Genomic DNA, 13,247 nt, shown 5'->3' with positions numbered 1-13,247 from the left:
GGGACGGCCCCCAGCAATCAGCATCCGTAGCAGGAAGTGGTTCCGACATGGCCGACGAAGACCAGCTTCGCGAGTATCTCAAGCGGGCGGTGGCCGACACCCGTAAGGCCCACCGCCGGATCAAGGAGCTAGAGGACGAGCGCCACGAGCCGATCGCCGTCATCGGCATGGCGTGCCGGTTCCCCGGCGCGGTGCGCAGCCCCGAGGAGCTGTGGCGGCTCCTGCTCGACGAGACCGACGCGATCTCCGAGTTCCCGACCGACCGTGGCTGGGACCTCGACGCGGTCTACGACCCCGACCCGGGCAGCGCGGGCACCAGCTACACCCGCCACGGCGGCTTCCTCGACGGCGCGGCCGGGTTCGACGCCGCGTTCTTCGGGATCAGCCCCAACGAGGCACTCGCCATGGACCCGCAGCAACGACTGCTCCTGGAGACCTCCTGGGAGGCCGTCGAACGGGCGGGCATCGACCCGCAGTCGCTGGCCGGAAGCCGTACCGGCGTCTTCGTCGGCACCACCTCCCAGCTGTACGGCACCGCCTCGGACATCCCGGAGGGCGTTGACCTCTACCTCGGCACCGGCACGACCTCAAGCGTCACCTCGGGCCGGATCGCCTACAGCTTCGGCCTTGAGGGTCCGGCCGTATCGGTGGACACGGCCTGTTCCTCCTCGCTGGTCGCGCTGCACTGGGCGGCCCAGTCGCTACGCCGGGACGAGTGCTCCATGGCCCTGGCCGGTGGGGTGACGGTGATGTCGAACCCCGGGATGTTCGTCCTGTTCAGCCAGCAGAAGGGGCTGGCGGCGGACGGCCGCTGCAAGGCGTTCGCGGGGGCGGCCGACGGCACCGCCTGGAGCGAGGGCGTCGGCATGATCCTGCTTGAGCGCCTGTCGGACGCCCAGCGCAACGGGCACCGAATCCTCGGCGTGATCCGGGGCAGCGCCGTCAACCAGGACGGCGCCTCCAACGGCCTCACCGCCCCGAACGGCCCCTCCCAGCAGCGGGTCATCCGGCACGCCCTCGCCGACGCCCGGCTGACCCCGGCCGACGTGGACGTCGTCGAGGCCCACGGCACCGGCACCCGCCTCGGCGACCCCATCGAGGCCCAGGCCCTGCTCGCCACCTACGGCCAGAACCGCTCAGAGCCGTTGCTGCTCGGTTCGATCAAGTCCAACATCGGCCATACCCAGTGCGCGGCGGGCGTGGCGGGCGTGATCAAAATGGTGCTGTCCATGCGGTACGGCACGCTGCCCCGCACCCTGCACGTGGACGAACCGACTCCCGAGGTCGACTGGACTGCCGGTTCGGTCGAACTCCTCACCAGCGCCCGTTCCTGGCCGGAGACCGGCCGCCCCCGCCGAGCAGGCGTCTCCTCCTTCGGCGTCAGCGGCACCAACGCCCACGTCATCCTCGAACAGGCCCCAGAACCTCCACGGCCGGAGTCGGATAAGGCCGGATGGTCCGTGACCGATGGGGCCGGGCGATCCGCGACCGACGAGGCCAGGGGGCCGGAACCCGACAGGACCGGGCGATCCGAGTCCGGCATAACCGGACAGACCGTGACCAACGGGACCGGGTGGCTCGCGGTTGGCGCGACCCAGCGGCCGGGAACCGGCGAGGCCGGGCTGCCCAAGACCAACGGAACCAGGCGGTCGGAAACCGGTGAAACCGAACAGCCCGCCACCAACGGGACCAGGCCATCCGCAACCGGCAGAACTAGCGAGACCAGCCCGTCCGAGACCAACGGAACCGGACGCTCAACGAGCGACGAGGCCAGAAACGGAAACGGACGGCCCAAGGCCGACGAGACCGGGCAATCCGCGATTTACACAACCCAACAGCTGGAGACCGGTAGGGCCGGTCGGTCCGCGACCAACGGGACCGGGCCATCCGCGACCAGCACGACCCAGCACCCGGAAACCAGTGAGGCCAGGCAGTCCGAGACCGGCGAAGCCGGACGGCCGAAAGCCGGTGGAACCGGACGATCCGCGACCGAAGAGACCAGACAGCCCGAGACCAGCGAGACCGGGCAGCCGAAAGCCGGTGGAACCGGACGGTCCACCACCAACGGGACCTGGCCATCCGCAATCGGCACGACCCAGCAGCTGGAGGCCGGTAGGGCCGGACGGTCCGCGACCGAAGAGACCGGGCAGCCCGAGACCGGCGAGGCTGGGCGGTCGGAAGCCGGTGGAACCGGACGGTCCGAGACCGCCACGGCCCAGCAGCCGGAAACCAGTGGAACCGGGCGATCCGCGACCAAAGAGACCGGGCAGCCCGAGACCGGCGAGACCGGACGACCGAAAGCCGGTGAAACCGGACGGTCCACGACCGACGCCGAGCGGTCCGAGGCCGGGGCGGGTCTCGTTCCGCTGGCGTTCTCCGCGAAGAGTCCTGAGGCACTGCGTGCGCAGGCCGCACGGCTCGCCGAGTACCTGAGCGCCAACCCCTCCCTGAGCCCCGCCGACGTCGGCCACTCGCTGCTCACGGGACGGTCGCTGTTCAACCACCGCGCGGTGGTCATCGGTGCCGACCGCACGGCGCTGGCCGACTACGCCGCAGGACAGACCCCGCCGAACGTCGTCACCGGCACCGCCGACGTCACCGGCAAAATCCTCTTCGTCTTCCCCGGCCAGGGCACCCAGTGGACCGGTATGGCCCTCGACCTCCTGGACACCGAACCGGTTTTCGCCCAACGCCTCACCGAATGCGCCGAAGCCCTGGCCGAATACACCGACTGGGACCTCTTCGAAGCCCTCAAAGGCGACCTCAACCGAGTAGACGTGGTCCAACCCGCCCTGTGGGCCGTCATGGTCTCCCTCGCAGCGTTGTGGCGCTCCTACGGCATCCACCCCGACGCCGTCATCGGCCACTCCCAAGGAGAGATCGCCGCCGCGACCGTCTCCGGAGCGCTGTCCCTGAAGGACGGAGCCCGCGTCGTCGCCCTCAGATCCCAGGCCATCACCGCCATCGCAGGAAACGGCGGCATGCTCTCCATCACCCTCCCTGCCGACCAGATCGACCTGACCCCCTGGCACGAGCGCCTGGCAACAGCCGCCCTCAACGGCCCCACCTCAACCGTCATCTCCGGCGACATGAAGGCCCTCGACGAGCTGCAAGCCGTACTCAACGCAAAAAACATCCACAACCGCCGCGTCCCCGTGGACTACGCCTCCCACTCCGCCCACGTCGAACAGCTCCACGAAAACCTGCTGAACCTGCTCGCCCCGGTCACCCCCCAAACACCGCAGATCCCCTTCTGGTCCACCCTCGAAAACCGCTGGATCACCCAGGCAGAAACCGACGCCACCTACTGGTACCGCAACCTGCGCCAACCCGTCCGCTTCACCGAAGGCATCCACACCCTCACCACCCAGGGCTTCCACGCCATCGTCGAAGTCAGCCCGCGCCCCGTCCTGACCACCGGCATCCAGGAAATCCTCGACGACACCCCCGCACCCACCATCGCCCAAGGAACCCTGCGCCGTGACCACGGCGACCGCACCACCTTCCTCACCTCGGCAGCCCACCTCCACGTCCGAGGCATCACCACCGACCTCACCCCCCGTACCGACGCACACCCGGTCGATCTGCCCACCTACCCGTTCCAGCACGAGCGCTACTGGCTGGAGCCGTCCTCAGGCGCAGGGGATGTCGCCGCCGTGGGTCTCGGCTCGACCGAGCATCCGCTGCTCGGCGCCGCGCTGCCGCTGGCCGAGGGTGACGGGCTGGTGCTCACCGGGCTGCTGTCGCTGCGTACCCACCCCTGGCTGGCCGACCACGCCGTGTCCGGCACCGTGCTGCTGCCCGGCACGGCCTTCCTGGAGATCGCGGTCCGGGCCGGTGACGAGGTGGGCTGTGACCTGGTCGAGGACCTGACCATCGAGGTCCCCCTCGTGCTGCCCGAGCGCGGCGGCGTCGCCGTACAGGCCGTGGTCGGGGCGGCGGACGCCTCCGGTTCACGCGCGGTGACGGTGTACGGCCGCCCGCAGGACGCGCCGTACGACGAGCCGTGGACCCGGCACGCCAGCGGCCTGCTCACCACCGACAGCACCGCCAACGACGCCACCGCGCTCGGTTCCTGGCCGCCCGCCGGGGCCGTATCCGTGGAGACCGACGGCTTCTACGACCGCCTGGCACGGGCCGGTTACGGCTACGGCCCGGTGTTCCAGGGGCTGACCCGGGCCTGGCGGCTCGGCGAGGAGATTTATACCGAGGTACGGCTGCCCGCGCAGGCGCACGGCGACGCGGAACGGTTCGTCCTGCACCCGGCGCTGCTGGACGCCGCGCTGCACGGCATGGGGCTCGCCCGCCAGGAAGGTTCCGAGGGCACCGGCCTGCCGTTCGCCTGGAGTGGCGTACGGCTGCACGCCTGCGGCGCCACCGCGCTTCGGGTACGGATCTCCCCCACGGGACCGGGTTCGGTCGCCCTGGCGCTGTTCGACGAGGCCGGGGCGCCGGTCGCCTCGGTGGAGTCGCTGGCCGTACGGGCGATCTCCGCGCGGCAGCTCCGATCCACCGGGTACGGCATGCGCGACGCGCTCTTCCAGGTCGAGTGGACCGGCGTCACGGCGGCCGGGGACATACCGGTGGAGCGCTGGGCGGTGCTCGGTGACGCCCCGGGCATCCCGGGAATCCGCCTGGACTCCCTGGCCGCCGTGACCACCGCGCCGGACGTGCTGTTCCTGCCCGCCCCGAGGACCGATGGCGAGTCCGTGACGGACACGCACCGGGTGACCGGTGACGTTCTGAGCCTGCTGCAGGAGTTCCTGGCCGACCAGCGGTTCGGCGGGGCGCGCCTGGTGGTGCTGACCGAAGGAGCCGTCGCCGCCGCCGACGGTGACACGGTGCCGGGGCTGGTCCACGCGACGCTGTGGGGCCTGCTGCGCTCCGCGCAGGCCGAGAATCCCGGCCGGTTCCTCGTCGTCGATCTCGACACCCCCGCCGACGCCGCCGCCCTGCCGTCCGCGCTGGCCTCCGGCGAACCTCTGCTGGCCGTACGGCACGGCAGGGTGCTCGCTCCGCGCCTGGTCAGGGCCGTCCCCGAGGCGTCCGCCAGGCCGTTCGACGCGGACGGCACGGTCCTGGTCACCGGGGGCACCGGCACCCTCGGCGCCCACGTCGCCCGCCACCTCGTCGCCGAACACGGCGTACGGAACCTCCTGCTCACCAGCAGAAGCGGACCCGACGCCCCCGGCGCCGCAGAAATCGTCGCCGAACTCCAGGACGCGGGCGCCCAGGTGACGGTCGCCGCCTGCGACGTGGCCGACCGCGAACAGCTCGCCGCGCTGCTCACCGGCCTGCGGCTGACCGGTGTCGTGCACACCGCGGGTGTCCTGGACGACGCCGTCATCGAGACGCTGACTCCCGAGGCCCTGGCCCGGGTGCTGCGCCCCAAGGTGGACGCCGCGCTCAACCTCCACGAGCTGACCCGGGACCAGGATCTCGCCGCGTTCGTCCTGTTCTCCTCGGCCGCCGCGACCTTCAGCAGTCCCGGCCAGGGCAACTACGCCGCGGCCAACGCCTATCTGGACGCGCTGGCGGCCCGGCGCCGGGCGGCCGGGCTCCCGGCGCAGTCGCTGGCCTGGGGGCTGTGGGCGCAGCCCAGCGGCATGACCGGGCACCTCGGCGAGGCGGAGCTCGAACGGATGAGCCGGGGCGGCACGGTGCCGCTCTCCGCGCGGGACGGCCTCGCCCTCCTGGACGCCGCCCTCGCCGTACCCGCCGCGCTGGTGGTCCCGGCAAAGCTCGACCTGGCGGTGCTGCGCGGGCTGTCGCCGGTGCCGCACCTGTTGCGCGCCCTCATCCGCCCCACGGGGCGCCGGGCCGTACAGGCGTCCACCGCCCAGGACGGCGGGCTTGCCGAGCGGCTGGCCGCCCTCACGGAGGCCGACCGGCGCCGGGCCGTACTCGACCTGGTGCGGGAGCAGGTCGCCGGGGTGCTCGGGCACTCCTCGGCCGAGGCCGTCGATCCCGACCTGCCGTTCAGCGGGCTCGGGCTCGACTCGGTGACCGCGGTCGAGCTGCGCAACCGGCTCTACCAGGCCTCCGGTGTACGGCTGCCCGCGACAGCGATCTTCGACTACCCGGCCGTCGCCACGCTCGCCCAGCGCCTGTGCGCACTGCTCCTGCCCGAGGCCGAGCCCGCCGAGCAGGCCGCGGAGGACCAGGCCGCCGCGGAACGGGCGCGGGCCGCCGAGATCGACGACATGGACATCGCGGGCCTCGTCGAACTGGCGCTGGGCACCGTCTGAGAAGGAGCGACACGACCATGACCACCACCCAGGAGCGGATCGTCGAGGCGCTCCGCGTCTCGCTCAAGGACAACGAGCGGCTCAAGCGGCAGAACGAACGGCTCGACGCCATCGCCCACGAGCCCATCGCCGTCACCGGCATGGCCTGCCGCCTTCCCGGTGGGGTGCGCTCGCCCGAGGACCTCTGGCGGCTGCTCGCCGAGGGCGCGGAGGGCATCGGCCCGTTCCCCACCGACCGTGGCTGGGACCTGGGCGGGGACAGTGCCACCGCCCAGGGCGGGTTCCTGTACGACGCCGCCGAATTCGACGCCGCGTTCTTCGGGATCAGCCCCAACGAGGCACTCGCCATGGACCCCCAGCAACGGCTGCTCCTGGAGACCTCCTGGGAGGCCGTCGAACGGGCGGGCATCGCGCCGGAGAGACTGCGCGGCAGCCGTACCGGCGTCTTCGCGGGCGTCATGTACCACGACTACGCCGCCCGGCTGGACGAGGTGCCCGACGCGGTGGCCGCCTACCTCGGCAACGGCAGCGCGGGCAGCGTCGCCTCAGGCCGGGTCGCGTACGCGATGGGACTCGAAGGTCCCGCGATCACCGTGGACACCGCGTGCTCCTCCTCGCTGGTGACGATCCACCTGGCGGTCCAGGAACTGCGCCGGGGCGGCTGCGACCTCGCCCTCGCCGGTGGTGTGGCGGTGATGTCCACCCCCGGCCTGTTCGTGGAGTTCACCCGGCAGAAGGGGCTGGCGGCCGACGGCCGGTGCAAGGCGTTCGCGGACGCGGCCGACGGCACCGGGTTCTCCGAGGGCGTCGGCGTACTGCTCCTCGAACGCCTGTCGGACGCCCGCCGCAACGGGCACCGGGTGCTGGCGGTCATCCGGGGCAGCGCGATCAACCAGGACGGCGCCTCCAACGGCCTCACCGCCCCGAACGGCCCCGCCCAGGAACGTGTCATCCGCCAGGCGCTTACCGCCTCCGGGCTCACGGCGAGCGAGATCGACGCCGTGGAGGCGCACGGCACCGGCACCAGACTCGGCGACCCCATCGAGGCCCAGGCGTTGCTGGCCACCTACGGCCAGAACCGCTCACAGCCGTTGCTGCTCGGCTCGATCAAGTCCAACATCGGCCACACCCAGACCGCCGCGGGAGTCGCGGGCGTCATCAAAACCATCCTGTCCATGCGGTACGGCCTGCTGCCCCGCACCCTCCATGTGGACCGTCCCTCCTCACACGTGGACTGGACGACCGGCGCCGTGGAACTCCTCACCGAGGCCCGTCCATGGCCCGAGACGGGCAGGCCACGCCGGGCGGGCGTCTCCTCCTTCGGCATCAGCGGCACCAACGCCCACGTCATCCTGGAACAGGCCCCCGAGGAGGAGCCGGTCCCTTCAACCGCCGAACGGGCACCCTGGCCACAGGCCGGACGCACGCAGGCCGCCCAGCCCACCGACGCCGGACACTCCCCGGAAACGGCCCCCACCACCGAACAGGCGCCCTGGCCGCAGACCGGACACGCACAGGCCGCCGAACGCGCACAGGCCACCCAACCCACCGACATCGGCCATTCCCCGAAGACGGCTCCCACGACCGCTACCGCTGAGCAGGTGCCCCGGCCGCAGGCCGGACGCACCGAGACCGCCGACATCGGCCACTCCCCGGAAACGGTCCCCACGACCACCACCGCCGAGCGGGCGCCCTGGCCGCAGGCCGGACGCACGCAGGCCGCCCAGCCCACCGACGCCGGGCACTCCCCAGAGGCGGCCCCCGCGACCGCCACCGCTGAGCAGGTGCCCTGGCCGCAGGCCGGACGCGCACAGGCCAACGTCGGCCACTCCCTGAAGGTGGCCCCCACGACCGCCACCGCCGAACAGGTGCCCTGGCCACAGGCCGGACGCGCACAGGCCACCCAACCCACCGACATCGGCCACCCCCCGAAGACGGCCCCCACGACCGCCACCACCGAGCAGGCACCCTGGCCGCAGGCCGGACGCGCACAGGCCGACATCGGTCACTCCCCGGGGGCGACCTCCGCGACCGTCACCGCCGAGCGGGTGCCCTGGCTGCTGGCCGGGCGTACCGAGGCCGCCGTGCGTGCGCAGGCCGTCCGGCTCGCTGAGCATCTGGCCGCCAACCCTGCCCTGCGGCCCGTGGATGTCGGCCACTCCCTGGCCGTCTCCCGCACCGCCTTCGCCCACCGCGCGGTGGTGATCGACGCCGACCGCACGGCGCTGGCCGACTACGCCGCAGGACAGACCCCGCCGAATGTCATCACCGGAACCGCCGACGTGACCGGAAAGACCCTCTTCGTCTTCCCCGGCCAGGGCACCCAGTGGACCGGCATGGCCCTCGACCTCCTGGACACCGAACCGGTTTTCGCCCAACGCCTCACGGAATGCGCCGAAGCCCTGGCCGAGTTCACCGACTGGGACCTTCTCAAAGAACTACACGGCACCCTCGACCGAGTAGACGTCGTCCAGCCCGCGTTGTGGGCCGTGATGGTCTCCCTGGCCGAACTGTGGCGCTCCTACGGCATCCACCCCGACGCCGTGATCGGCCATTCCCAGGGTGAGATCGCCGCCGCGACGGTCTCCGGAGCACTCTCCCTGAAAGACGGTGCCCGGGTCGTGGCGCTGCGGTCCCAGGCCATCACCGCCATCGCCGGAAACGGCGGCATGCTCTCCATCACCCTCCCTGCCGACCAGATCGACCTGGCCCCCTGGCACAGACGGATCTCCATCGCCGCCCTCAACGGCCCCTCCTCAACCGTCGTCTCCGGCGACGGTGACGCCCTCGACGAGCTGCAGGCCGTACTCAACGCAAAAAACATCCACAACCGGCGCGTCCCCGTCGACTACGCCTCCCACAGCCCCCACGTCGAGCAGCTCCAACACGACCTGCTCAAAATCCTGGCCCCCGTCGCCCCCCAAACGCCGCAGATCCCCTTCTGGTCAACCCTCGAAAACCGCTGGATCGACCAGGCCGAGACCGACGCCGCCTACTGGTACCGCAACCTGCGCCAGCCCGTCCGCTTCGCCGAAGGCATCCACACCCTCACCACCCACGGCTTCCACGCCATCCTGGAAGTCAGCCCCCACCCCGTCCTGACCACCGGCATCCAGGAAACCCTCGACGACACCCCCGCACCCACCATCACCCACGGCACCCTCCGCCGCGACCACGGCGACCGCACCACCTTCCACACCGCAGCCGCCAACCTCCACGTCCGAGGCATCACCCCCGACCTCACCCCCACCTACACCGGCGCGAACCTCGTCGACCTGCCGACCTACCCGTTCCAGCGGGACCGCTACTGGCTGGAGGGGCCGCGTGGCAGGGCGTCCGCCGACTCCCTGTTCCGTACCGTCTGGCAGCCGCAGGTTCCGGCCACCCGGGAGGCGGAGCCGTTCATCCTCCTCGACGACCTCGCCACGAACACCCCCGTCCCGGGAACCGTCGTGCACCGGCTGGGACACCGGCTGGGTCACGGCCCGGGGCGGGCGGGCGCCGTACGGGATGCCGTCAACCAGACGTTGGAGTTGCTGCGGGCGTGGCTGGCCGAGCCGAGGTTCGCCGGGGCCCGTCTCGTCCTGGTCACCCGGCGTGCGGCGGGTCCCGGGCTCGACGACCTCGTCTGGGCGCCGGTCTGGGGGTTGGTGCGGTCAGCGCAGGCCGAGTGTCCTGGGCAGTTCGTCCTGCTCGACGTGGACGAGTGGGACACGCCCGCCATGGCCGCCGCCCTGGCCTCCGGTGAGCCGCAGCTCGTGGTCCGCGACGGTGTCGTGCACGCCGCCCGGCTCGCCCGGGTGCCTCGGGAGCGGGAAGCGGCCAGGCCGTTCGACGCGGAGGGCACGGTGCTGGTCACCGGAGGCACCGGCACCCTCGGCGCCCACATCGCCCGTCACCTCGTCACCGAACACGGCGTACGGAACCTCCTGCTCACCAGCAGAAGCGGCCCCGACGCCCCCGGCGCCGCAGAACTCGTCGCCGAACTCCAGGACGCGGGCGCCGAAGTGACGGTTGCCGCCTGCGACGCCGCCAACCGCGAGCAGCTCGCCGCGCTGCTCACCGGCCTGCGGCTGACCGGCGTCGTGCACACCGCGGGCGTCCTGGACGACGGCGTGCTCGGCTCGCTCACCCCCGAGCGGGTGGACACCGTGCTGCGGCCGAAGGTCGATGCCGCGCTCAACCTCCACGAGCTGACCCGGGACCTGGACCTCAGCGCGTTCGTCCTGTTCTCCTCGGCCGCCGCCACCCTGGGCAGCGCGGGCCAGGCCGGTTACGGTGCGGCCAACGCCTTCCTGGACGCGCTCGCCGAGCACCGCCGCTCCCGGGGACTGCCCGCGCAGTCGCTCGCCTGGGGGCTGTGGGCCGAACGGTCCGGCATGACGGGGCGGTTGAGCGAGGCCGAGTTTGCCCGGATGACGCGCGGCGGGGTCGCCCCGCTCTCCACCGCCGAGGGGCTGGCCCTGTTCGACGCGGCCCTGAGCGCCGGGGACGCCACCCTGGTCACCGCCCGGCTTGACGTGGCCGCCATCGCCCGGCAGGCCGCCCCCGGCCCGGTGCCCGCCCTGCTGCGCGACCTCGTGCCCGGCGGTGCACTCCCCCAGCGCCCGGAACCGTACGAGGAGAAGGAGCGGCTGGTCGCGCGGCTGGCGGGGGCCGGGGAGGCCGAGCGGGAGCGGATCCTCCTGGAGCTGGTGCTCGGCAGGGTGGCCGGGGTGCTCGGTCACGCGAGTTCCACGCAGGTCGATCCGGGCAGGCGCTTCCTCGAACTCGGCTTCGACTCGCTGACCGCGCTGACCCTGCGCAACCAGCTCAACGCGGCCACCGGACTTCGGCTCCCCACCAAGGTGGTCTACGACCAGCCGTCCCCGGCGCTGCTCGCCACCCACCTGCGCGAGCTCCTCAGCCTCACCGAGCGCACCGACGCCCCGGAGGCCCAGGCGGGGCCGCTGGCGACGCTCTACTGGCGGGCGTGCGAGGAGGCGTCCTCGATGGATGCGCTCGCCCTGCTCAAGGCCGCCTCCCGGTGCCGCCCCTCCTTCCCCGAGGCCGAGGCGCACGCGCGGATCCCCGAGCCGATCCGGCTGACCGGGGAACCGGCCGAGGCCACGGTGCTGGTCTGCCTGCCGTCCTTCGGGCCGGTCTCGGGGCCGCACGAGTACGCGCGGTTCGCGGCCGCCCTGCGTGGGCGGCACGAGGTGCTGGTGCTGCCGCAGCCCGGCTTCGTGGACGGTGAGCTGCCGCCCGCGGACCTGGCGGCGCTGACCGCCGCGCACGCCGGGTCGGTGCTCAGGCACCTGGAGGGCCGTCCCTTCGTCCTGGTCGGCCGTTCTGCGGGCGGCTGGATCGCGCACGCCGTCGCGAGCAGGCTGGAGCGGCTGGGGACCCGTCCCGCAGGCCTCGCCCTGATCGACACCTACGACCCGGACTACGACCAGCTCCCGTCGCTCGAACCGTCGATGTCCGCCGTGATGAAGGACCGCGAGTCCGCCTTCGCGCTCTGCGACGACACCCGCCTGGCCGCCATGGGCGCCTACCACCGGATCTTCTCCGGCTGGCGTCCCGAACCGATCGACACCCCCACCCTGCTGGTCCGGGCCGCCGACCCGTGGGTGGAGGAGATCCGTGAGTCGTACGGCTGGCGGGCCGTCTGGGCGCTTCCCCACACCGCGCTGGACACCCCCGGCGACCACTTCTCGGTCCTTGAGGACCACTCCGGCACCACGGCGGGAACCGTCCTCTCCTGGCTCACCGTCTGAATCCCCCTCCCTAGGAGACACCATGAAGATCGTCATCATCGGCGCGGGTCTGGGCGGCGTCGCCTCCGCCCTCGCGCTCTCCCGCAACGGCCACCAGGTCGAGCTGTACGAGCAGGCGGACGAGCTCCGCAAGGGCGGCTACGGGGTGATCCTGTGGCCGAACGGCACGGGCATCCTGAACGACCTGGGCATCGACCACCGGGACATCGGCCACCGCCTCGACCGGGTGGACATCACCTCCGAGACCGGCCAGCCGCTGGTCCGGGTGGACCTGGACCGGATCGCCAGGACCTTCGGCTCCCCGAACAAGGTGATCCGCCGCAGCGAGCTGGTGGAGGTGCTGGCCGCGGCGCTGCCGCCCGGTGTGCTGCGCTTCGGCGCCCGCGCCACCTCCGTCGAGGAGCCCGCGGAGGGCACGGACGGGCCGGTCGTGATCACCTTCGAGGACGGCCGCCGCGTCGAGGCGGACGTGCTGATCGGGGCGGACGGCCACCGCTCCTTCGTCCGCAAGCACCTGTTCGGCTTCTCCCCTGCCGAGCACACGGGCTGGGCGACCTGGCACGGCACCACCAAGCTCCCGGTCGAGCTGACCTCCAGCCACCGGGTGCAGACCATGGCGGGTGACGCGGGGCTGTGCGTGATGCACCCGCTCGGGGAGGACATGCTCTACTGGGCGTTCGAGACGCCGTGGGCCGACGGCGACATGGCCCCTCCCGGTGCCCTGGACGGCCCCGACGTGCGCAACAGCGCGGGTCCCGGCGGGGAGCCGCCGTCCCCGGTGGCCAACCTGCGGGCCCGCTTCGCGGAGTTCTCCTCCCCGCTGCCGGAGCTGCTGGCCTCCATCAGCGACGAGGACATTGCGGTCTTCCCGCACATCCTCCACCAGGTGCCCCAGCGGTGGGGGCGCGGCCCGATCACGCTGCTGGGCGACGCGGTGCACGCCGTACCGCCACGCACGGGGATGGGCGCCAACCAGGCGCTTGAGGACGCGTGGGTGATCGGCAGGGCGCTGTCCGGCAAGGGCTCCCCCGCCGCGCTGCTGCGCCGCTACGAGAAGACCCGCCAGCGCCGGGTCAAGATGCTCTACCACTACGCCGCCGCCACCGGAAAGCAGGGGCAGGCCGTGCCCGGCCTGTTCAAGCGGTCCAAGAACGGCATCTCCTTCACCGGTTTCCAGCGCTTCCAGATCAAGGCGTTCAGCAACTACCTGAACACCGCGGCCCGCTGACCGTCCGTCACG

The 13,247-nt window shown here is 72.3% G+C and carries 3 protein-coding genes; all 3 read left to right on the top strand.

The annotated features are described in order from the left end of the window. The first annotated feature begins 47 nt into the window (after positions 1-47). From FHS44_RS30270 to FHS44_RS30260, 3 genes are read left to right on the top strand one after another with little or no spacing between them, the layout of a single operon-like run. Positions 48-6,248, top strand: coding sequence for a type I polyketide synthase (locus FHS44_RS30270; protein ID WP_184720840.1), 6,201 nt, complete (start codon positions 48-50; stop codon positions 6,246-6,248). A gap of 17 nt (positions 6,249-6,265) precedes the next feature. Then, on the top strand, positions 6,266-12,007 hold the full coding sequence (locus FHS44_RS30265) for an SDR family NAD(P)-dependent oxidoreductase (protein ID WP_184720838.1): 5,742 nt from the start codon (positions 6,266-6,268) through the stop codon (positions 12,005-12,007). A gap of 22 nt (positions 12,008-12,029) precedes the next feature. Then, positions 12,030-13,235, top strand: a complete 1,206-nt coding sequence (locus FHS44_RS30260) for an FAD-dependent oxidoreductase (RefSeq protein WP_184720836.1) — start codon at positions 12,030-12,032, stop codon at positions 13,233-13,235. The last annotated feature ends 12 nt before the right edge of the window (positions 13,236-13,247 follow it).

This window comes from Streptosporangium saharense, from assembly GCF_014203715.1.
In the GTDB taxonomy this organism is placed as follows: domain Bacteria; phylum Actinomycetota; class Actinomycetes; order Streptosporangiales; family Streptosporangiaceae; genus Streptosporangium; species Streptosporangium saharense.
The sequence above is the reverse complement of the archived record's forward strand: the minus strand, read 5'-3'. Positions and strand labels throughout refer to the sequence as shown.